19 protein-coding genes are annotated in these 22349 nt (G+C 63.6%); 11 read left to right on the forward strand and 8 right to left on the reverse strand.

Translation table 11 applies throughout. From position 1 onward, the window contains the following. Positions 1–79: 79 nt before the first annotated feature. The gene (locus IHE46_RS00560) at positions 80–2284 is read right to left on the reverse strand and encodes a polysaccharide biosynthesis tyrosine autokinase (protein ID WP_192162494.1); all 2205 of its coding nucleotides are present in this window, start codon (positions 2282–2284) and stop codon (positions 80–82) included. Between the two features lie 65 nt (positions 2285–2349). Further along, positions 2350–2838, reverse strand: a complete 489-nt coding sequence (locus IHE46_RS00565) for a low molecular weight protein-tyrosine-phosphatase (RefSeq protein WP_225562697.1) — start codon at positions 2836–2838, stop codon at positions 2350–2352. Between the two features lie 367 nt (positions 2839–3205). Here IHE46_RS00565 and IHE46_RS00570 point away from each other — a divergent pair, with 367 nt between their 5' ends. The 5 genes from IHE46_RS00570 to IHE46_RS00590 all read left to right on the forward strand — a co-directional run bounded on the left by IHE46_RS00570 (position 3206) and on the right by IHE46_RS00590 (position 8393). After that, complete coding sequence (locus IHE46_RS00570) at positions 3206–3511, forward strand: hypothetical protein (protein WP_192162496.1); 306 nt, start codon at positions 3206–3208, stop codon at positions 3509–3511. A gap of 169 nt (positions 3512–3680) precedes the next feature. Next, positions 3681–4718: a polysaccharide biosynthesis/export family protein gene (locus IHE46_RS00575; protein WP_225562740.1), complete on the forward strand. Its 1038-nt coding sequence runs from the start codon at positions 3681–3683 to the stop codon at positions 4716–4718. 113 nt (positions 4719–4831) lie between these two features. Beyond that, a complete protein-coding gene (locus IHE46_RS00580; RefSeq protein ID WP_343229977.1) occupies positions 4832–5467 on the forward strand; it encodes a YjbF family lipoprotein in 636 nt (211 codons plus the stop codon). Continuing rightward, positions 5464–6246 carry a capsule biosynthesis GfcC family protein gene (locus IHE46_RS00585; RefSeq protein ID WP_192162507.1) on the forward strand — a complete coding sequence of 261 codons (783 nt, stop codon included), beginning with the start codon at positions 5464–5466 and terminating at the stop codon, positions 6244–6246. The genes IHE46_RS00580 and IHE46_RS00585 overlap by 4 nt, the downstream gene beginning before the upstream one ends. Then, positions 6243–8393: a YjbH domain-containing protein gene (locus IHE46_RS00590; protein ID WP_192162509.1), complete on the forward strand. Its 2151-nt coding sequence runs from the start codon at positions 6243–6245 to the stop codon at positions 8391–8393. Before IHE46_RS00585 ends, IHE46_RS00590 begins: the two co-directional genes overlap by 4 nt. Before the next feature lie 74 nt (positions 8394–8467). On the opposite strand, the gene IHE46_RS00595 is transcribed toward IHE46_RS00590, so the two are convergent. Next, complete coding sequence (locus tag IHE46_RS00595; protein ID WP_192162511.1) at positions 8468–8818, reverse strand: Rieske (2Fe-2S) protein; 351 nt, start codon at positions 8816–8818, stop codon at positions 8468–8470. Between the two features lie 78 nt (positions 8819–8896). Here IHE46_RS00595 and IHE46_RS00600 point away from each other — a divergent pair, with 78 nt between their 5' ends. The 3 genes from IHE46_RS00600 to IHE46_RS00610 all read left to right on the forward strand — a co-directional run bounded on the left by IHE46_RS00600 (position 8897) and on the right by IHE46_RS00610 (position 11711). After that, positions 8897–9169, forward strand: coding sequence for a hypothetical protein (locus tag IHE46_RS00600; RefSeq protein ID WP_192162513.1), 273 nt, complete (start codon positions 8897–8899; stop codon positions 9167–9169). Positions 9170–9314: 145 nt separating this feature from the next. After that, positions 9315–10223 carry a drug/metabolite exporter YedA gene (gene yedA, locus IHE46_RS00605; protein WP_192162515.1) on the forward strand — a complete coding sequence of 303 codons (909 nt, stop codon included), beginning with the start codon at positions 9315–9317 and terminating at the stop codon, positions 10221–10223. 96 nt (positions 10224–10319) lie between these two features. Beyond that, a complete protein-coding gene (locus tag IHE46_RS00610) occupies positions 10320–11711 on the forward strand; it encodes a TIGR00366 family protein (RefSeq protein WP_192163103.1) in 1392 nt (463 codons plus the stop codon). Positions 11712–11757: 46 nt separating this feature from the next. Here the strand turns inward: IHE46_RS00610 and IHE46_RS00615 are convergent, their stop codons facing one another. The 4 genes from IHE46_RS00615 to IHE46_RS00630 all read right to left on the reverse strand — a co-directional run bounded on the left by IHE46_RS00615 (position 11758) and on the right by IHE46_RS00630 (position 16273). Then, positions 11758–13074 (reverse strand): ABC transporter permease, encoded by a 1317-nt coding sequence (locus IHE46_RS00615; protein WP_192162517.1) that lies wholly within the window; start codon positions 13072–13074, stop codon positions 11758–11760. A gap of 12 nt (positions 13075–13086) precedes the next feature. Beyond that, on the reverse strand, positions 13087–14256 hold the full coding sequence (locus IHE46_RS00620) for an FtsX-like permease family protein (protein ID WP_192162519.1): 1170 nt from the start codon (positions 14254–14256) through the stop codon (positions 13087–13089). Positions 14257–14266: 10 nt separating this feature from the next. Continuing rightward, entirely contained in the window at positions 14267–14953 is a 687-nt protein-coding gene (locus tag IHE46_RS00625; protein WP_192162521.1) for an ABC transporter ATP-binding protein, read from the reverse strand. A gap of 69 nt (positions 14954–15022) precedes the next feature. Continuing rightward, entirely contained in the window at positions 15023–16273 is a 1251-nt protein-coding gene (locus tag IHE46_RS00630; RefSeq protein WP_192162523.1) for an efflux RND transporter periplasmic adaptor subunit, read from the reverse strand. Between the two features lie 201 nt (positions 16274–16474). Here IHE46_RS00630 and IHE46_RS00635 point away from each other — a divergent pair, with 201 nt between their 5' ends. The 3 genes from IHE46_RS00635 (at position 16475) to IHE46_RS00645 (ending at position 19191) form a co-directional block, all read left to right on the forward strand. Then, positions 16475–17161 carry a fumarylacetoacetate hydrolase family protein gene (locus tag IHE46_RS00635; RefSeq protein ID WP_192162525.1) on the forward strand — a complete coding sequence of 229 codons (687 nt, stop codon included), beginning with the start codon at positions 16475–16477 and terminating at the stop codon, positions 17159–17161. Positions 17162–17261: 100 nt separating this feature from the next. Beyond that, on the forward strand, positions 17262–17672 hold the full coding sequence (gene mscL, locus IHE46_RS00640; protein ID WP_225562699.1) for a large-conductance mechanosensitive channel protein MscL: 411 nt from the start codon (positions 17262–17264) through the stop codon (positions 17670–17672). Positions 17673–17754: 82 nt separating this feature from the next. Beyond that, on the forward strand, positions 17755–19191 hold the full coding sequence (locus tag IHE46_RS00645) for a M20/M25/M40 family metallo-hydrolase (RefSeq protein WP_192162527.1): 1437 nt from the start codon (positions 17755–17757) through the stop codon (positions 19189–19191). Between the two features lie 52 nt (positions 19192–19243). Here IHE46_RS00645 and IHE46_RS00650 read toward each other — a convergent pair whose 3' ends face one another. After that, entirely contained in the window at positions 19244–22345 is a 3102-nt protein-coding gene (locus tag IHE46_RS00650) for an efflux RND transporter permease subunit (protein ID WP_192162529.1), read from the reverse strand. Positions 22346–22349 lie beyond the last annotated feature (4 nt).

Raw genomic sequence — 22349 nt, forward strand, 5'->3', positions numbered from 1 at the left:
ATCCAAGCTGCTGCTTTCAATGGGTGCCAGCTTACGCGGACATGACGTCGACGGTTTTCAACGCCCCCTAGAGCAGTCACTACTTGGCGGCCTTGTATTCGTAGTAACCATACGAGTAGTACCCTGCACTGCGCTTCTCAACGGCATTGAAGATGGCGCCCTTGATCTCCACGCCGTTTTGCTCGAAACGCTGCTTCGCCAAGGCGATTTCGCGAGCCTGATTGAGGCCGAAACGCACCACCAATAAGCTAGTACCAACGTGATGGCCGATCACGGCAGCATCGGTCACGGCGAGAATGGGTGGCGTGTCGATGATGACCAGGTCATAGAGCGGCGCCAGCTTCCGCAAAAGATCAGTGAAATTGGCATGCATCAATAGTTCGGAGGGGTTGGGGGGCACCTTGCCGCGCGCAATGAAATGCATGGCTTCGACACCTTGCACCGTACGAATTGCAGTGGTCAGGTCAATCTGGCCGGAAATCAGTTCAGACAAGCCACCTTCGGGTTTGCCGCCAAGCATCTTGTGCAAGCCCCCCTTGCGCATGTCTGCATCGATTACCAACACGCGCTGGCCAGCCTGGGCGATTACTGCACCCAAGTTTGACGAAACGAAGGTCTTGCCGGCATTTGGACTGGAGCCAGAAATCATAAGCAGATTGTTTTTCGCTTCCATCCTGGCGAAGTGCAGGCTGGTACGCAGGCTGCGCAAGGCCTCGGTGGCTAGGTCAGCCGGCGCACTGACCGCCAGTAGGTGCTGTTGGCCACGCCCCCCCTGACGCCGCGCCAGCTCGGTCCAAAATGCTTGCTCCTGTTCACTCATCGGAATCGAGGCATAGACTGGCAGACCGATTTGCTCGATGGCAGCTGGATCTTCTACACCGCGATTGAGCATTTGGCGCAGGAAGATGAAACATATCGCCAGGAAGCCACCCAGAAACGTGCCGCCAAGCACCACGATCGCCTTTTTCGGCTGCACCGGCTGAGTGATATCCACCGCTGCCGTATCGACGATACGTACGTTGCCTACGGTGCCCGCACGGGCAATATCCAGCTGCTGTGCCTGAGTGAGCAGGCCGGTATATGTCTGGTCACTCACCTGCACGTCGCGGGTCAACTTCAGCAACTGCTGTTGAGTATCCGGCAGTTCTCCGACCTGCTTGTCCAGGGCGTCTTTCTGCGCCTGCAACAGGTCAATCTGCTGCTGCATAGCCTTATACGCAGGGTGCGCAGAGGTGAACCGACGCTCAATGTCAGCCTGTTGTATCTGCAATTGCTGGATGCTGGTCTCGGCCGCCACCTCCTGATCGAGCAGCGCTTTGGTCTGCATGGTGATGTCGACCGAATGTGCTTTGATCTGGTAGGCGTTCAGCGCATCTGTGGCGTGATCCAGTTCCTGACGCACGCTGGGCAGTCGTTCCTTGACGAATTTCAGGCTATTGGCTGCCTCGGCCGAATTGCGATCGACATTCTGCTTTACGTAAAAGTGGCTTACCTGATCAAGCAGATTGACTGCCAGAGCGGGATCGATGTTGTCGTAGGTCAGGCCGATGATGCCGGAATCTTTGCCTTGCTCGGATGCCTGGATATCCTGCTGCAACTGGTTGATGATAGTCAGGTCGCGATGACGAACCACATCGAAACGTTCGTCCGGGTTGGCCGCCAGCGCCTTCACTTCGATGGTCACGCCATGCCCACTGGCAGCTTGCCCTACCTGACCATTGAGCAGAGTGTCGCCATCATCATCTTGCAGCGTGTACGCGCCGTGCTCGCCCGCGATCAGGGTCAATCGCTTGTCTAGCAGCGCATTGGGCACATCGAGACGAAAGATATCCAGTCGAGCGCCACCCCAGTCATAGCGAGCTAGCCCGAGGATGGGTGGAGCCACGGCACCCGGCTTGTCCGGGGTGTAATGGCGCGCGATGAAGCTGCCGAACAGCGGGAGCCGCCGCGGACTGGCTTCGATCAGCATGTGGAGGCTGTCCACCGCCTGACCGATGACCGTTCGCGAGGTGATCAGTGCGATTTCGGTGGTGGCTTCGGAGTTGGAAGCACCCAGGGTTTGGGTAATCGCGCTGAGACCTGGCAGGTCGGGGACTTTCTGTTCAACCTGCACCACCGCGCTGGCTTGGTAGACCGGCGTGGACAAGAGGGCATAGGCCAAGCTGAACATTAAGAAGCAGGAAGTAACAGCGACGATCAACCACTTGTGGTCGAGAACCGTGCCCAACAAGGCATTGAGGTCGATTTCATCGTCTCGAGATGAGGTGTGCGGCTCAGCTGCCATGTAGTTCGCTTTAAATAAAATTGAGGAAACTGGAATGGGTCGGCTTCACGATGAAACGAAAACAGCTATCGCAGATAAGGAAGCCAACTGCGCACACCGCGATCGATCATTGCATAGACGTGTTCGAACGCTGGACGCTGTTGCCGATACGGATCCGGGATATCCCGCGCCTCGCACCACTTGTCGAACAGAAACAGCTTGCCGCTGGCTTCGGGTGCCAGGCGCGCCAAAGCAAGCAAATGGCTCTTTTCCATGCCAAGAACCAAATCGGCCTCGCGCAGCAGGGCTGGCGTGACCTGTCGTGCACGATGCACGGAACTGTCCACACCGTGCTCGTCCATCAACTGAGCGGCCGTGCCCTCTACGGGCGAGTTCACCATGGCAGCCAGCCCGGCGCTACCCACCTGGATGCCCCACGACGCAACTTGTTGCCGGAACAGGTATTCAGCAGTGGGGCTACGGCAAATATTGCCCACGCATACCGTCAAGATCCTTCCAAACACAGTGACTGGATTCTCCTGTTTCCTCGCCTGTGCGCTGCGATGGCGACACATGACCCACGATCGTCTCTCAGTTGCCGAGCGCCCCGTCCAATGGTGTGGCTAGGCTGCTTTGGTTCGCCCCTCGAACACGCTATGGTTCCAGACAATCCAGGAACCCAGGCGCCAGGGGTAGAGTACGCAACAAGCCGGGGAGCTGGCAAACCGATGTTGTAGGTTCGTTAATAAAGTCCTTAGAAATGTTTGGTCTTACAAGCAATCTTTTGGCCCCTAAGTCCTTTGGCCCTCCTTAAAGTTGCCGTCCTGCGAGGCAAGAAATGCGGATAACTCTCATCGGTCAAAGACTTAACAACCACTGGGTTCACAGCTGCGGGTTTTTGTGGTTACAATCGTAAGGCCAAACGCAGGGAGTTCCTCTACCATGAAATCGATGAAAATCCTGTCCATCGCCTTGATCGCCGCAGCCGTATCTAGCCAGGCCTTCGGCACTCAGGCTCAGCCTCAACAGCCGACTCCGCAACAAAGTCAGCCTGCCGCTGCATTGCCGGGGGCCGCGGGCGCCAGCGATGTGTCCCAAGGCACGCTTGACGCCATCTATATCGGCATGGGCGTGGTTGCCGTCGCGGTTATCGCTGGTGCCACGAGCAGCAGCAACCACGGCAATGAAACCGGCAACAACGGTAGCACCGGCACGACCGGAACGACGGGCACCACGGGTACCCACTGAGTTCCACGCATGATCGTGCAAAACCGTGCTGGATGCGTCCGGCACGGTTTTTGTTGCCCGTATGAAACCAGCTCTGGCTAGTCAATCCATCATGAAAACTCTCCCCCTGCTCGCCGTTGCCGTCCTGTCCAGTTCGCTCGGAGGGTGCATCTGGGCACCCGGTCAGCATCTGGCTACAAACTCGCTTACTCGCGATAACCAGATCGACAACGGCCATGTGCAATTGGTGCCTATCACTCCTAAATTGCTAGTCATGGATCAGGTAACCGAGGAAACCCACACCTTACCTGCCGCATTGCTGGCTTATAAGCCCGAGCCTTACCGCATTGGTGCCGGCGACACGCTATACATCACTGTATGGGACCACCCGGAGCTAACCGCACCAGCTGGCCCACAGCAGGCAACAGAGGCGAACGGTCGCCTAGTACGCCCCGATGGCACCTTGTTCTATCCGTATGTGGGCCAGCTCAAGGTGGCTGGCATGACCATTGAGGAGTTACGCAAAGCGATCAGCGACAAGCTGGCTACCTATGTCGAAAACCCCCAGGTGGACGTCAATGTAGTTGGCTATGGCAGCCAACGTGTAACGCTCAACGGTGCCTTTATCAAAACTGACCCACTGCCGATCAACGCTGTACCTTTGACTCTGGGCCAAGCTGTCGGCGCAGCAATGGCCGACCCCAAGGAGGCTAACCTCTCCGACCTGATCCTGACACGTGATGGTCGTGCCTATCACCTTGACCTGAACCGGCTCGACCCCGGCAGTGGCCTGGCCGAGAACATCTACCTCAAGGATGGCGACCGTCTCTATCTGTCTTACAACGACCGCCAAGAAGCCTATGTCCTAGGCGAGGTCATGCACCCAATGGCCATCCCCTTCAAGACATCCGACCTCACATTGACACAGGCGCTGGGTCGGGCAGGAGGCCTCGACCAAAATTTCGCCAAGGGTAAGGCTGTCTACGTGATCCGTGGGGCCAAGAACATCGAGACTACTCCCGCTACCGTATATCAACTCGATGCCAGCTCGCCCGCCGCTTTTGCCTTGGCTGACCATTTCGACGTGAAGCCGGGCGACGTGGTCTTCGTCGGTGCTGCCGGCGTCACTCGCTGGAACCGCTTCTTCAGCCAGGTGTTGCCACTGGCGACCGCACTCGGCACGGTCTCAGCATCGCAGTATAATTTCGAACACGCCAGCGGCAACTGAAGGTTCGTGGTTTGATACCCTCTCCACGACAGAGCGCCGCTGCTCCCACGCGACCAGGCTGTCCTTCGGAACAAGCCATATCGCAACGCCACGGTACAGCGATATGGTTGTTGGTGGCGATTGCAGCCACAGCGCAGACGGGATGCACACCCGTTTCCTCCGCCGCGACTGACGCGGTGAAATTGTTGGTCAGCCAACATCAGAACCATGCTCCGACCGCAGCGACAGTGGCCGCTCTGCCTTATTACCAGTTGGCGGCCAGCACGCGCGACGGACAGGCGGTGCTAATCCTTGGCAACGTCGACGGCGTGCGTGAAGACTGGTACGGCAACAACCACGTGGTGGTTTTCCTGGAACATGGCCAATTGACCGGAACCGCTGGATTGTTGCAAAACCTGGATGGCCTACGGCAACCTGCCAACAACCCGTTCACCCGCGGCTTGCAGCACCTGAGTGTGCCGACGGAATACACGTATACCGTGGACTGGTCCCCTGGCTATCGTTATGGCGTCCCGGTGAAAGCCCGCTTCATTCCAGCGGGTAGCGCGCAACTCGAGATTCTGGGCCAGGTACATGGCGTGCTGCGCATCGACGAAGAGCTTGATGCTCCGGCCGCCGGCTGGCACGCCACCAACCATTATTGGGTGGATCCCGCCGATGGCTTCGTGTGGAAGAGCGTGCAGCAGATAGCCCCGGGGCTGCCGATCACCTTGCTGCAGTTGCACCCCTATCGGGGGCAGTCGTCATGAAGCGTTCCTTTGCGATAGTGCTTGCGTTGTACATGGCCGGTGCCCCGCTGCTGTCACATGCGGAGCTGCAGGTTCAGGTGAAAGGCGCCGTCGACCATCCGGGCACACTTACGCTCAAGGACGGCGCTCGACTCAGTGACGCTGCACTGGCAGCTCATGTGCAAGAGCAAGCCTATCTGTTGGGGGCAGCCTGGCTTCGCCCCTCCCTGCTGGTGACGCAGGAGCGTCTCAAGGCCGGCATCCTGTATGACCTCGATCAATTGCATCTACGCGCCATGCAGCACGGTGACACCGCATTGTCGGATACCGTCGGCCAATTGCACACCGCCACTGCCGCGTTACCGGTGACCGGACGCGCACCGGCTCTGCTGGCTCCGAGGGCCGTGGAAGTCAATATCACCGCGAACCTCCCGCTACTCCCGGGCGACCGGCTGTTCTATCCGTTACGCCCTAAGACCATCCGCGTCGTCGGCGCCGTGCGGTCACCCTGCTCGCTGCCCTTGCAGCCACTGCAGGATGCATCGGGTTATCTGGCCCAATGCCCATCGGCTTACGGCGCGGACCATGACTGGATTTACGTGATCCAACCCGACGGACATGTGCTCCGCCAGGGCGTGGCCCTCTGGAACCGCTCCACCCCGTTGTCGCTGGCGCCCGGCGCGCTGATCTACGTGCCGCTGTCGGCACGCGCAGTCAGCACCATCGACATCACACTGAACAGTGACATGGCTGATTTCCTCGCCACGCAGATCCTGCCCGGCCCAGAGACGATGCCATGAAGCAGCCGTTCCGGCTCCCGCACAGCCTGCCGCGCACCTGCCCGCGTGCCTGCCTGCTGGCTGGTTTGCTGCTCGCGGCGCCAGCTGTCATGGCCGACGACACCGATCCGCCGAATGCCCCCACCCAGAGCGACTGGGGTGGAGCGGGCCTATGGCAGACACCGACGGCACGCATGGCCGATGCCGGCGAGGTAGGTTTCAACGCCAGTCACGCCTATCCCTATACACGCTACAACTTCACCCTGCAGCCCCTACCCTGGCTTGAGGGCATCATCCGTTACTCCGACATCAGCAATCGACCGTACGGCCCGGCAGCGCTCAGCGGCACCCAGTCCTACAAGGACAAGTCCATCGATGTGAAGGTGCGGTTGTGGGATGAAAGCCGCTACATCCCAACGGTGGCGGCGGGCATCCGTGACGTGGGGGGCACCGGCCTGTTCTCCAGCGAATACGTGGTGGGCAGCAAGCGTTTCGGACCAATTGACGCAAGCTTGGGTCTGGCTTGGGGCTACATGGGGGCACGCGGCGACATCTCTAACCCGCTCGATTTCATCAGCAGCAAATTCAGCACCCGCCCCGCCGCCAGCGTCGGAAGTGGCGGCGAATTCAACGGCAGCGACTACTTTCGCGGACGCGCAGCGTTCTTCGGTGGCGTCAGTTACCAGACGCCATGGCAGCCACTGGTCATCAAAGTAGAGTACGAGGGCAACAACTACAAGCACGAGCCAAAGGACAACAACCAGCCGCAAAGCTCACCTGTGAATATCGGCGCCGTGTATCGCTTGAATCACAACGTGGACCTCAGCGCGGCGTGGGAACGAGGCAACACCGCCATGTTCAGCCTGACCTTGCACACCAACCTTGCCGAGCATGCGCCTCCGATCAAGGTGCTCGATCCCCCGCCGCCGCAACCGCAACCAGCGGCCACGCACGCTCCTGCCGATCAGGTTGACTGGGCCAAGGTTGACCAACAATTGCGCGACAACGCCGGCCTGCAGGTCACGAAAATCACCAAGCGCGGCAGCGAACTGGTGATCACCGCTGAGCAAGTGAAGTACTTCTATCCTGCCAAAGGTGTCGGACGCACCGCCCGCGTGCTGGACAACCAGCTCGGGCCAGACATCACCTGGTACACGGTGGAGTCCACCCGCGAAAACCTGCCCATCGTCGACACCAGCGTGGACCGCAAGCGCTTCGACGATCTGCTGAACCATCGCATCGCACTGGACGACTTCCGGTTGAACGTGGAGCAGGATCCGCCGCTGCCCCAACAGGAGCAGGTGCTCTACCAGCCCCCGATGAAGCAGTTCGACGGCGGCGCGTCCATCTCTTACGGCCAGTCGATGGGTGGACCCAACGCCTTCATCCTGTACCAGATCGCGGCGAACTACGAAGCCAACTTCCACTTCACGCCCAACTTCTGGTGGAGCGGCGTGCTCAGCGCCAACCTGATCAACAACTACGACAAGTTCACCTACGACGCCCCCAGCGATCTGCCGCGCGTGCGTACCGACATCCGCCAGTACCTGACCGATTCGCGCATCACGATGCCGGTGTTCCAGGTCACCGATGCCGAACGCCTAGGTCAGGATCTGTATGGCATGGCCTACGCCGGCATGCTGGAGAGCATGTTCGGCGGCGTGGGTGGCGAGATGCTTTATCGCCCCTTCGGCGAACGCTGGGCGATCGGCGTGGATGCCGCCTGGGTGAAGCAGCGCGGCTTCGACCAGGATTTTTCGTTCCGTGGCTACCATGTGGCCACGGGCCATGTGACGGGCTATTACGAAACCCCGGTGAACCATGTCACCTTCGCGGTAAGCCTGGGGCGTTACTTGGCTGGCGACCACGGCGTCACCTTCGACGTGTCGAAGGAATTCCGCAATGGCGTGCGCATGGGCGCCTATGCCACCTTCACCAACGTCGACGGCGCGCAATACGGCGAAGGCAGCTTCGACAAGGGTATCTACATCTCGATTCCGTTCGACCTGATGTTGCCGGGCTCCACCGTCAACCGTGCCGGCATCCTGTGGCAACCGCTGATCCGCGATGGCGGCGCCAGCTTGAACCGCCGCTACTCGCTCTACACGCTGACCAGCGATCGCGACGGCGACATGCTCAACGACAACCTGCAGATGATCACGCAGTAGGAACTGCGCCCGTAGCCTCGTGACTGCCTGCAACTTCGGTCGAGCGCCAAGGCAGTCGCGTGCAGGTTGCGCTTCTACACGACAGAGGCCACCCATACCTCGCCGTCCCTGACCTCGACCGTCACCGCGCGCAGATGCTCCCCGCGGCATGGACCAGCCACGCACTCGCCATTGCTGCGGTTGAAACAGGCGCCGTGCACGGCACAGATCAGCAGGTCATCCTTGAGCAGGAACATCCCCGGCGCGTAGTCCAGCCGACGACCGGCATGCGGGCAGATGTTGAGCCATGCGCGAACCTCCTCGCCCTGACGCGCGACGATCACGCTCTCGCCGTCGGCACCAGCCACGTCTTCGATGGCAGTGGCGCCGCCGTCGGGAATCTCGTCCACCCGACACAGCAGGGAGGGAGGGGAAACAGTGTCCATCGGCACTTGTCCTGCGGGCCGTATGGCCTCATGGTTGCACGCGTAAGTCATTGATTTTAGCACACGGATTTTTAACACATGCACTTTCGCCTGCCGCCTCCCCGTCGTTCCCGCCATCCGTTGGTGCGTGCGCTGTCGTTGCTGATCGGCATCGCGGTGCTGGGCGTGCTGCTGGTGTTCGGCCTGGCCTTGGCCGGCGTCCTGCTGATCGGCGGCGGATTGTGGCTGGCATGGCGCCAGTGGAAACGGGCGCGCGTACCGCTGTCCAACATGGCGCGACCGAACAAGCCGGCACCCGACGTGCTGGAGGGCGAGTTCGTGGTGATCCGCCAAGGACCCGTCGCGCACTGATGCGCAAGGCCCGGTGCGCGATGTCGCGCCGACACTGAGCCTTCCAACCGTCCTGCTCCACCATCGCTATCGTTCGGCTCGCGCTTCGTCCATGATGCGCGAGGACGTCGCGCTCTTGCGGCGCCAAGTCCTGCCAAGCCCCGCCATGAACGATGCCGCCACCCTCGGCACGGCTAACGCCGCGGCCGATCATTCCCGCCTGCTGCTGCCGTTGAGCCTGCTGGTGCTGTACGTGATCTGGGGCTCGACCTACCTCGGCATCCGCTTCGCCCTGGAAAGCTGGCCGCCCTTCCTGCTGGTCGGTGTACGACTGCTGATAGCCGGGGTGCTGATGTTCGGCTTCCTCTATCTGCGCGGCGTACCGCTGCCGACGGGGCTGCAGTGGCGCAACGCGGCATTCACGGGCGTGCTGCTGCTCGGCATCAGCAACGGCATGATGAGTTTCTCCGAGCAATACGTAAGCTCGGGCATCACCGCTGTTGCGCTGGCAAGCATGCCGCTGTTCGCCACCCTGTTCGGCATCTGGTACGGGCACCGGCCGAATCGGCGCGAGACCCTGGGGCTTGTGGTCGGTTTCGCGGGCGTGATCGTGCTCAATCTCGGCCGCGCGCTCTCCGGCTCGCACATCGCTGCACTGGCGCTGCTGCTGGGTGCTGCGGCATGGGCGTTCGGTTCGGTGTGGAGCAAGCAGCAGGACATGCCCGCCGGTCCGATGAACACGGCCGCGCAGATGCTGTGCGGCAGCGCGGCGCAGTTCGTCATGGGTTTCGGCAGCGGCGAGCACTTCCCTGCGCATGTCACGCTGCGCGCGGGCATGGCGATGGCCTATCTGGTGGTGTTCGGTTCGCTGATCGGTTTCAGCGCCTTCCTCTACGCACTCAAGCATGCGCGTCCGGCACTCGCCACCAGCTACGCCTACGTGAATCCGCCCGTAGCGGTGCTGCTCGGCGTGCTGCTCGCGGGCGAGCGCATCGGGCCGTCCAGCCTCGTCGGCATGGCGATCATCCTGCTGGGCGTGGCTGCGATCACGATGGCGCACCCGCGAAGGAGCTGATCGACCATTGTCGGCTTGCCCGATGCCCGCACCGCGCGCCACCATGCCTGCGACAACGCAAGGGGACACGGCATGAATGCGACGAACGAAGGCCCGATGGCGCGCCTGGCGCTGCGCAGTGCCGCGTGGTCGGAGCGCTGGTTTCCGGATGCCTGGGTGTTCGCGGCATTGGGCGTGGTAATCGTGGCGATCGCCGCGCTGGCTTTCGGCTCGACACCCGTGGCTGCGGTCAATGCGTTCGGTGACGGCTTCTGGAGCCTGATTCCCTTCACCATGCAGATGGCTTTCGTGGTGATCGGCGGCTACGTAGTGGCTACCGCGCCAGTCGTGGCGCGTTTCATCGATCTGCTGGCACGCGTGCCGAAGAGCGGGCGCGGCGCGATCTGCTACGTGGCGCTGGTGAGCATGCTGGCGTCGCTGCTGTCGTGGGGTTTTTCGCTGGTGTTCGGCGGGCTGCTGGTGCGCGCGCTGGCGCGGCGCGAAGCGCTGCGCATGGATTACCGCGCGGCCGGCGCGGCGGCATATCTCGGCCTCGGCGCGGTGTGGGCGATGGGCTTGTCCTCATCGGCAGCGCAGTTGCAGGCGAACCCGGCCAGCATGCCGCCCGGCCTGCTGGCGATCACCGGCGTACTGCCCTTCTCCAGCACGATCTTCCTGTGGCAATCCTTCGCGCTCACCGCCTGCCTGATCGTGGCTTCGCTGTTGGTGTGCTGGTTCACCGCGCCTTCGGATCGGAACGCGCGTACCGCGCAGGACTTCGGCATCGCCGAAACCGCCGTCGTACCCGCGTTACCGCCGCGCGAACGTCCCGGCGAATGGTTGGAATACAGCCCGTTGCTGGCGGTGTTGATCGGGTTGTTGGGACTGGGTTGGCTGGCCCACGAGTTCGCCACCAAGTCGGTGGTGAGCGCCATTGCCAATCTCAACACTTACAACTTCCTGTTTCTCACCGTGGGTCTGCTGCTGCACTGGCGCCCACGCAGTTTCCTCGACGCAGTGGCGCGTGCGGTGCCGAGCACTGCCGGTGTGCTGATTCAGTTCCCCCTGTACGGCGGCATTGCCGCGCTGCTCACGCATACGCAAGGCGCCGGCGGTGTGACGCTGGCACATCGGCTCTCGCAGCTGTTTGTGCATGTGGCGAGCACCGGCAGCTTCCCTGCGGTGATGGGCGCGTACTCCGCCATCCTCGGCTTCTTCGTGCCATCCGGTGGCGGCAAGTGGCTGGTGGAGGCGCCATACGTGATGCAGGCGGCGAACGACCTGCACGTGCACCTGGGCTGGGCCGTGCAGGTGTACAACGCCGCCGAGGCGCTACCCAACCTGATCAACCCGTTCTGGATGCTGCCCCTGCTCGGCGTGCTGGGCCTCAAGGCGCGCGACGTGGTGGGTTACACCTTCATGCAATTGCTCGTGCATGTACCGTTAGTGCTGGGCTTGTTGTGGCTGCTGGGGTTGACGCTCAGTTATGTGCCACCGGTGATGCCCTGAAGCGCATGCAGGAGCGCGTCTCCACGCTCCCGCATGCGCCGCTGAATCAGAGCTCGCGCAGCGCCGTGGTCACCGGCAGCCGCGCTGCACGCAGTGCCGGGAACAGACCGCCAACGAAGCCGATCGCCAGAGCCCACTTCAAGCCTTCCCACAACAGGCCGGGCGTCACCTTGAAGGTAAACGCGAGTTGCCCGGTCGTACCGGCCGCCAGCGTGGACGCCGTCCATCCATTGAAGATCAGCCACGCCAGCAGGCCGCCCAGCAAGCCGCCCAGCAACGCCAGCATCATCGTTTCCAGCATCACCGCCACCACCACGGGCACGCCCCTGAAGCCGATGGCGCGCAGCGTGGCGATTTCGCGTGCACGCGTGGCGACGGCGGCGAACATGGTGTTGAGCGCGCCGAAGATGGCGCCGATCGCCATGATCGAGCCTACCGTGATGCCCATGATGCGCATCACCTTGCTCATGCCTTCGGACTGCTTGCTGAAATAGTTGAGCGTGGTGTCGACGTCCACCTGCAACCGGGGATCGCTCGCCAAGGAAGCCTTGAAGGTGTCGAGGGCCTTGGCGTCGGTGAGCTTGGCGAAAACCGACGTGCGACTGCTGCCGCGGCGGTAGGTGTCCGCGATGACGTTCGCGTCGCCCCAGATTTCCGAGTCGTACGCATCGCCGGAAGCGAACACGCCCACGACATCCCAGGTCTGCGTGCCCAGCTTCACCTCGTGACCAGGCTGCAGGCCGGCGAATTGCCGCTGCGCACCTTGGCCGACCACCAGTTCGCGCATGCCAGGCCGGAAGCTACGACCGGCGACAATCTTGGCATTGGGACGTAGTGCCCATGCCTGTTCGCCAACGCCACGCACCTGCACGCTGCCATCGTCGTCCGGCCCACCGCCTTTCACCGGCAGATTCGCCGCTACCACGATCTCCCCCGACACGATGGGCTTGTTCTGCTTGTCCCGCGCGACGCCGGGGGCTTGTTCGATCACCACGATGCTGTCGTTGCTCAGCACGGAACTCACCTCGGCCGCCGAGCCGCCGCGCAGCACGATGGCCGTGTCGGCGCTGCCGGTCTTCTGCAAGGTTTCCGCGTAGCCTTCGCCCATCGCCAGCAGGGCCACCAGCACACCGACCACGCCGGCAATGCCGATCACGACCACCGACGACGATCCCAGGCGCTGTTTAAGGGTACTGACACCGACGCCCGTCACGGACGCAGCCTGTCGGCCGCGACGCGTGAGTCCCATCCATGCCGCAAACAGCGCGACCAGTACCAGTACGGCAATCCACGGCAACTGCACCCATACGAACAGGGTTACGACCAGGATCACCAACACGAGAAGATTGAATAAGAACTTCATGTCTGAGGCTCCTTACCGACCGGCCAGTGCGTCGACAATATTCAGGCGCATCGCGCGCCATGCGGGAATCGCACCTACGACCAAACCGATCACCAGCATCAGAGCGATACCCAGCGACCAACTGGCCGCACCCACCGTAGGCAGGTTGAGCATGCCGCCGCTGTTGGCGCTGACGCCGGGAATCAACACCGCCGCCAGACCGATGCCGATGACGCCGCCGAGCAGCACCATCAGTACGGATTCGGCCAGCACCATGCCCAGCACGCCGCGATCGGAAAAGCCCAGCGTTTTCAGCACGGCCAGTTCCGATGTGCGCTCGCGCACGGCCTGCATCATGGTGTTGCCGGTCAGCAGCAGCAGCGTGAAGAACACGGCACCCATGATCGAGCCCACGATCAGCCCGATATCGGCCAACTGCTTCATCCACGATGCGGTAGCGGCCGCTTCGGTCTGCGTGCGGGTTTCATGGTCGGAGTTGGCCGACAAGGCGTCGATGGCCTTGGCGACCTGATCGGCTTGATTGACGTCGTTGACGCGCGTCACGTACCAGCCGACCTGGCCGTTGTTGTAGCCCTTCATGACGGCATCGTCGAAGTACTTCCAGTGCATCAGGATGATCTGGCCGTAGAAGGCCACGCTCGAATCCGTGGGGTGAAGCACGCCGACGATGTTGAAAGTCCAGTTCTTGCTGCCGTTCTGCTGCGGAAAGATATTCGATTGCAGCGGAATCTGATCGCCGATCTTCCAATGGTATTTCTCCATCAGCTTCTCGCCGACCAGAATGCCGATCCGCGTATCGAGGAAGGCCTTGCGCGCGTCGGCACTCACGGCCACTTCCGGATACTGGTCGATGTAGTTGTCGCTGACCGCGAACGTGAACACCTGGTTGTGCGGATCCTGGTAGGCGCCGCCGAACCAGTTGGCATAGGCCACGGACTTCACTCCCGGCACGACGGCGATCTTCTGGCCAAGCCCCTGGGGCAAGGTGTCGATGAAGGACAGCTTGGACCCGGTCTGCAGGCGCTGCGCGCCATTGGCGCTCTTGCCGGCCTGGTCGAACGAGGTGCGCACGGCATCCAGCATGCCGAACAGCAGGAACGCCGCGGCAATCGACACCAGGGTGAGGGTGGTGCGTGTCTTGCGCCGGAACAGCGCGGCCCAGATGAGATGGAAATATTTCATGGCATCGTCCTCAAGCCGTCACTTGTTCGACGAGGGTGCCCTTGTCCAGATGCAGGGTGTGGTTGGCGTACTCGGCGGCCTTGGGATCGTGGGTGACCATCACGATGGTCTTGCCGTGCTCGCGGTTGAGCGTGCGCAGTAGGCCGAGCACGTCCTCGGCGGACTGGCGGTCGAGGTCGCCGGTGGGTTCGTCGCAGACTAGCAGGGAGGGGTCGGAGACGATCGCGCGGGCGATCGCCACGCGCTGCTGCTGGCCACCGGACAGCTCGCTGGGCTTGTGCGAGGCGCGCTCGGCCAGCCCCACCAGCTGCAGCGCGATGGCCGCGTTCTTCTTACGCTGCGCGCCCGAGAGCTTGGTCAGCAGCAAGGGCAGCTCCACGTTCTTCTGTGCGCTCAGCATCGGCATCAGGTTGTAGAACTGGAACACGAAGCCGACGTTGGACGCACGCCACTTCGCCAGCGCGCCGCCGCTCAGCTGGTCGATGCGCGAACCGCCCACGCTGATGCTGCCGGCGGAGGGCGAATCGAGGCCCCCGATCAGGTTGAGCAGGGTGGTCTTGCCCGAGCCGGACGGCCCCATCAACGCGAGGAAATCGCCCTCGGCAATGTCGAGGTTGATGTGGTGCAGTACCTCGACCTTCTGCTTGCCTCGCGCGTAGACCTTGGAGAGGTCGCGGATCTGGATCAGTGTGTCCATGGCATGGCTCCGTGGATGTTGGCCGAATGAATGAATACAGATACGTGCCTGCTCGCGCCGGCACGGCAATCAGGGAGAGGACTTTTCCGTCTGGACGTCCGTACCGTCGCGCAGCTCGGCCGGCGGCGACAGCACCACCGCATCGCCCGCCTGCAGCGCATCGGGTATCAGTTTCATGTCGCCGTAGCTCTGCGCCGCCGGCTGCACCGCGCGCAGCTGCGCCTTGCCGTCGGCGACCACGAACACCACGCTGCGCCCGTCGCGCTGCACGACCGCCTTTGCCGGCACCAGCACGCCCTTGGGTGTTTGCCCCACGCTTGCCGGCGCCTTCTGTTCGAGGAAAGACACCCGCACGCCCATGTCGGGCACGATGCGCGCATCCTTGTGCTCCAGCGCCACGCGCACCTTCACCGTGGCCTTGCCGCGGTCGGCGGCGGGCACGATGGCGATCACATGAGCTGGAATCTTCCAATCCGGGTACGCATCGAGCACCGCCTCGGCAGGCATGTCCGGCTTCACGCGGCCGATATAGGCCTCGTTGACGTCCACGTCCACTTCCAGCGAATCCATGTCGACGATCGTGCCGATGCCGGTGCGAGTAAAGCCGCCGCCGGCGGAGAACGGCGAAACGATTTCGCCCACCTGAGCGTCCTTGGTGGTGATGACGCCGTCGAACGGCGCGCGCACCACGCAGTAGTCGAAGTTGACCTGCGCCTCGACGACCTGCGCATCGGCCGATGCCGCGCTCTTCTGCTGCGAGGCGAGCTGGGCGCGCGTGCTCGCGGCCAGCGTGCGGGCCTGTTCCGCATCCTGTTTCGAGACCAGGCCCTGTTCGGCCAGTGTCGCGTCGCGCGAGGCATCGCGCAGGTTCTGCGCCAGTTGTGCCTGGTACTGCGCGACCAGCGCATGCGTGGCGGCCGCCTGCGTCCGCGCCGCATCCAGTGCAGCCCTGTAGGCGCTGTCATCGAGTCGGGCCAGTACCTGGTCCTTCTTCACATGATCGCCTTCCTCGATCAGCACCGCGGTGAGCGTGCCGGTGATCTGTGCCGATACCGTGGCCTGCCGGCGTGCGGTGACGTAGCCGGTGGCCTGCAGCACCGCGCCGGCGCCCGGGTCGCTGGCCGGCGATACCGCGCTGGCGGTCTGCACCGCGATGGCGCGATGGCTCGTTACCCACCATACGCCGGCGCCGATCAGGGCCACCAGCAGTACCAACGCGAGCACGATCCACGGCCAGCGCGCAGGACCTTGGCTGTGGTCGTCGCGCTGGTGCTTCTCGATGCGAAGCTCTTTCAACAAATCGGCCTGACTCACCGTCATCCCCATGACTCCGTGATGTGCACACCGTAGCGGCTCCCGGACCAGCGAGGCCACGGGCTATTATCAGCTGCCGGCAATGACAGATGTCATCCCGCCAGCACAATTGGCGCTACAAGCTCAGCCACGTCGCCCACGTACGCCTCGATACCCGGCTTCGTTTGCCCATGCCCCTTGAGCCGTCCGAGGGCTACACTCGCGGGCATGAATTACGCCATCACCCCGCCCGCCGTGCCCAGCCTGCCGATTCTGGATAGCGAGCTGCGCTTCCCCATCCGCCGCGTGTTCTGCATCGGCCGCAACTATGCCGACCATGCGAAGGAGATGGGCGCAACGGTGGAACCCGGGCGACCGATGTTCTTCTGCAAGCCAGCCGACGCGGTGGTGGCCGACGGCAGGGACGTACCCTACCCCTCCATCACGAACGAGCTGCACCACGAAGTTGAAATGGTGCTGGCCCTGGGCGCCGGCGGCCGCGACGTGACCGTGGAGCGTGCCGCCGCGCTGGTCTGGGGCGTGGGCGTGGGGTTGGACCTGACCCGCCGCGACCTGCAGGCCCAGGCCAAGGCCAAGGGCCATCCCTGGGACGTGGCCAAGGGCTTCGACCATTCCGCGCCGGTATCGGCGCTGCGCCCGCTGCACGGCCACCTGCCCGGCCCCGACACCGAGCTGCGCCTCACGGTCAACGGCAGCCTGCGCCAACACGCGCGGCTGGGCGAGATGATCCACGACGTGCCGCACCTGCTTGCCGCGCTTTCCACGCTGTTCGAGCTCAAACCCGGCGACCTGGTGTTCACCGGCACGCCCGCGGGGGTGGCCGCGCTGGAACGCGGCGACCGCTTCCACGCCGAACTGAACGGCTGGGCCACCCTGGAAGGCCGCATCGCCTGACCCGCCGCAAAATGTTCCGCCGGGTTTTCATGCCGGAATCGTACCTGCTGCGCTAGAGTTTCCCCGGCCATCCGGCCTTTCACTCTCGGGGAGTACACCAATGAGCATGCTGCAGGAATTCAAGGCATTCGCCATGCGCGGCAATGTGATGGACATGGCTGTCGGTATCGTGATCGGCGGTGCGTTCGGCAAGATCGTCAGCTCGCTGGTCAGCGACGTCATCATGCCACCGATCGGCATGCTCACCGGCGGCATCGATTTCTCGGCCATGAAGTGGGTGCTCAAACCAGGCGACGACAGCGACCCCAAGCACAAGATCGCCGAGGTCGCGATCAACTACGGCACCTTCATCAACACCATCATCACCTTCATCATCGTCGCCTTCGCGATCTTCATGGTGATCAAGCTGATGAACCGCATGCAGCAGAAGAAGGAAGAAGCGCCCGCCGCGCCGCCGGCCGACGTGGTCCTGCTCACCGAGATCCGCGACCTGCTGAAGAACAAGCAGTAAGCTCCTTCGTTGCATTCTCCGCGCCGCGTGCGAGCCCACGGCTTGCACGCGGCGTCTTCATTCACGAGAAAGGAAAACACGCATGCGCCGTCTCGTCCTCGTCCCGCTCGCGGCCGCCCTGATGCTGGCCGCCGGCACGGCCTTCGCCGCCGATACCAGCATACCGAGCCCAGCCGTCAAGACGGCCGAACAGCTGCGCGACAAGGCGCTCGACGACGGCACCGCGTATGCCGTGCTGCAATCGCTGACCACCGAGGTCGGTCCGCGCATGGCCGGCAGCTCCAGCGACCAGCGTGCCCGCGACTGGGCGGTGGCAAAGTTCAAGGCGCTGGGTTTCGACAAGGTCTACACCGAGCCCGCAACTTACCCGCTATGGGAGCGACGCAGCGAGAGCGGCTCCATCGTGGCGCCGTTCCCGCAACACCTGGTGCTCACCGCGCTGGGCTATTCGCCGGGCACGCCCAAGGGTGGACTCACCGCGCCGGTAATCGCTTTCGACAGCCTCGCCGCTCTCAAGTCCGCCGACCCGGCCACGATCAAGGGCAAGATCGTCTATATCGGCTTCCGCATGCAGCGCAGCCGCGACGGCCACGATTACGGCATGGGCAGCTCGATACGCGAAAACGGGCCGGCCATCGCAGCCGGCAAGGGGGCCGTCGGCTTCATCCTGCGCTCGGCAGGCACCGATGCGCACGAGCGCATCGCTCACACCGGCCTCACCGGCTTCGGCCATCCCGGGGAGGGCGTACCCGCCGCGGCGCTTTCCAACCCCGACGCCGACCAACTCGAACGCGAACTGGCCTACGGCAAGCCGGTGACGGTGAGGCTCGACCTCGATTGCGGCATCGTGGGCCAGTACACCGGCGCCAACGTGATCGGCGAAATCACCGGCGCGAAATACCCGGACCAGGTCGTCGCCATCGGCGGCCATCTGGACTCGTGGGATCCGGGCACCGGCGCGATCGACGACGGCACCGGCATCGCCATCTCGATGGCTGCCGCCAAGCTGATCCGCGACCTGCCGCAGCGCCCCGATCGCACCATCCGCGTGATCGCCTTCGCCAACGAGGAAATGGGCCTGTGGGGCGCGAACGCCTACGCGGAAAAGCACGCGAAGGAGGCGACGAACTTCATGCTCGGCACCGACTCCGACCTCGGCGCCGGCAAGGTGTACCGCATGAGCGCCAGCGTGAAGCCGCAGGCGCGCCATGCCATCGAACAGATCGCCGGCGTGCTCAAGCCGCTGGGCGTGGCCTACGACGCGCAGCGCGCCGGCGGCGGCGGTTCGGATCTTTCGGCGATGCACGCCAAGGGCATGGCCGCACTCACCCTCGACCAGGACGCCACCTACTACTTCGACTGGCACCACACCAGCAACGACACACTGGACAAGGTCGACCCCAAGGAGCTGGCGCAGAACGTGGCCGCCTACGCGGCGTGGTCGTACATGGCGGCCGAGGCGGATGGCGACTTCGGCTCCGCACCAGGCGCCTTCAAGGGCGACGGCGCCGAAGACTGAAGACGGCGGCAGATGTGCAGCGAACAAGGCGGCCTCCGGGCCGCCTTGTTCGTCATGAAGCCTGCAGAGGCTCCGTCGTCTTCCGCTTGCGCCCGAAGCGCTGCTGCAGCCTGTCCATGTAGAGGTAGATCACCGGCGTCAGATACAGGGTGAGCACCTGCGACACCACCAGGCCGCCCACCACGGCGAGACCCAGCGGACGGCGCGAGGAGGCGCCCGCGCCCATGCCCAGCGCGATCGGCAGCGTACCCGCGAACGCGGCCATCGTGGTCATCATGATCGGGCGGAAGCGCACGTGGCAGGCTTCCACGATGGCCTCGGCCGGCGACATGCCCTCCACGCGCTGCCGCTCTAGCGCGAAGTCGATCAGCATGATCGCGTTCTTCTTCACGATGCCGATCAGCATCACGATGCCCACGAAGGAGAACAGATCCAGCGGCGCGTGAAACAGCATCAGCGTGAGCAGCGCGCCCACGCCCGCCGCGGGCAGGCCCGAGAGGATCGTCAGCGGATGGATGAAGCTCTCGTACAGAATGCCCAGCACCAGGTAGATCACAAACAGCGCCAGCGCGAGCAGCAGGCCCATGCCCTGCATGGAATCCTGGAACGCCTGCGCAGTGCCCTGCACGCTGCCGGTGATCGAGGCGGGCAGGTCGAGCTGGCGCATCGCTCCGTCGATCTCGTTCACCGCCTGGCTGAGGCTCACGCCCGGCGCGAGGTTGAACGAGATCGTCACCGCCGGCAGCTCGCCCTGGTGGTTCACGGTGAGCGGCTGCGCCCTGCGCGTGAAGGTGGCCACGGCACTGAGCGGCACCAGGCTGCCGGTATTCGAGGTGACGTAGAGCTGCGACAGCACGTCCGGATCGTTCTGCAGCTTGTACGGCACCTGCAGGATCACCCAGTACTGCGTGGCGGTGCCGTAGATCGTGGAGATCTGGCCTTCGCCGAACGCGGTGCCCAGCGCGGTCTGCACCTGGTACATGGTGAGCCCCAGCGGCGCCAGCTTGTCGCGGTCCACGCGCACATCGATGGCCGGTCCGTTGAGGTCGAGGTCGCTGGTGACGTCCTGGAAACCCGACAGCTTGGCGAAGGCATCGAGCACCTTGCCCGATTCCGCATACAGCGCGTCGAGATCGGTGGACTGCAGGGTGTACTGGTATTCCGCCTTGGAGGCGCGGCCGCCCACCTGGATCGCCGGCGGGTTCTGGACGTAGGCGCGGATGCCCGGCACCTTGGCGAATTTCGCGCGCAGCTCCTGGATGATCTGGTCGGGATCGAGCTGACGCTCGTTCGCGGGCTTGAGCCGCATGAAGATCGAGCCGTTGTTGGTGGTGGTGCGCGAACCGCCCGAACCCACCGACGACATGTACGCGGCGATGTTCGGGTCCTGGCCCACGATCTCCGCCAGCTTCTGCTGGCGGATCGCCATGCCGGTGATGGAGATATCGTCGGGACCTTCGGTGTTGGCGTTCAGCTGACCGGTGTCGCCGGCAGGAATGAAGTCCTTGTCCACCACCGCGAACAGAATGACGGTGGCGACGAGGCTGGCGAAGAACACGGCCAGCACGAAACGGGGCCGCGCCACCGCCCACGCCAGCGAGCGGTTGTAGCCGTCGCGCACATGGTTGAAGCCGCGGTCGAAGGCCAGCGCCACGCGCGACTTTTCCTCGTGCTCGGCATGCTTCACGAAGCGGCTGCACAGCATCGGCGTCAGGGTGATCGAAACGAAGCCGGAGATCAGGATCGCCACGCTCAGCGTCACCGCGAATTCGTGGAACAGCCGCCCCACGATGCCGCCCATGAACATCACCGGCAGGAACACCGCCACCAGCGACAGCGTCATCGAGAAAATGGTGAAGCCGATCTCGCTGGCGCCGACCATCGACGCCTCGTACGGGTCCATGCCGGCCTCGACGTGGCGCACGATGTTCTCCAGCATCACGATCGCATCGTCCACCACGAAGCCCACCACCAGGGTGAGCGCCAGCAGCGAAAGATTGTCGAGGCTGTAGCCCAGCGCGTACATCACGCCGAAGGTGCCGATCACCGACACCGGCAGCGCCAGCGCGGGAATCAGCGTGGCCGAGGCATTGCCCAGGAACAGGTAGATCACCAGCACCACCAGCACGCCGGCCAGCAGCAGGGTGAACTGCACGTCGTCCACCGAGTCGCGGATCGAGTCGGAGCGGTCGTACAGCGTCTCCAGCTTGATCCCCGGCGGCAGCGTGGCTTCGAACTGCGGCAGCACCGCACGGATGCGGTCGATCGTGGCGACGGTGTTGGAGCCCGGCTGGCGGTCGATCGCCAGCACCACCGCACGCCTGCCGTTGAACCAGCTCGCCACCTGGTCGTTCTGCACGCTGTCCTCGGCATGGCCGAGCTGCGACAGGCGCACCGGCGCGCCGTTGCGGTACGCCACGATCACGTTGTTATAGGGCGCGGCCCTCTGCAACTGGCCATCCGAGGTCACTTGCAACAGCTGCCGGCCGCCGTTGAGCGAGCCGGTGGCCAGGTTGACGTTGGCGTTGGAGATCGCCGCCTGCACGGTGTCGATGCCGATGCCGTTGGCGGCCAGCTTGCTGGGATCGACGCTGATGCGCACGGCGTATTTCTGCGAGCCGAACACGCTCACCTGCGCCACGCCGCTGATCATCGACAGCTCCTGCGCCAGCTGGGTCTCGCCGTACTCGTCCACGGTGGACAGCGGCAGCGTGTCGGAGCTGAGCGTGAGGTAGAGGATCGCCTTGTCCGCGGGATTCACCTTGCGGAAGGTGGGCGGCGTGGGCATGTTGGTCGGCAGCTGGCGCTGGGCCGCCGAAATCGCCGCCTGCACGTCCTGCGCGGCGCCGTCGATGTTGCGGCTGAGGTCGAAGCTCAGCGTGATCGAGGTCGAGCCCAGCGCGCTGGTCGAGGTCATCTGGCTGATGCCGGCGATGGTGGAGAACTGGTTCTCCAGCGGAGTGGCCACCGCGGTGGCCATGGTCTCCGGCGAGGCGCCGGGCAGGCTCGCGCTCACCGAGATCGTGGGGAAGTCCACGTTCGGCAGCTCGTTCACCGGCAGGTTCGGGTATGCGGCCACGCCGAACACGATCAGCGCGATCATCAGCAAGGCCGTCATCACCGGGCGGCGGATGCATAGTGCGGGAAGGTTCATCGCG

The sequence above is a fragment of the Rhodanobacter sp. DHG33 genome (assembly GCF_014843005.1).
In the GTDB taxonomy this organism is placed as follows: Bacteria; Pseudomonadota; Gammaproteobacteria; order Xanthomonadales; family Rhodanobacteraceae; genus Rhodanobacter_A.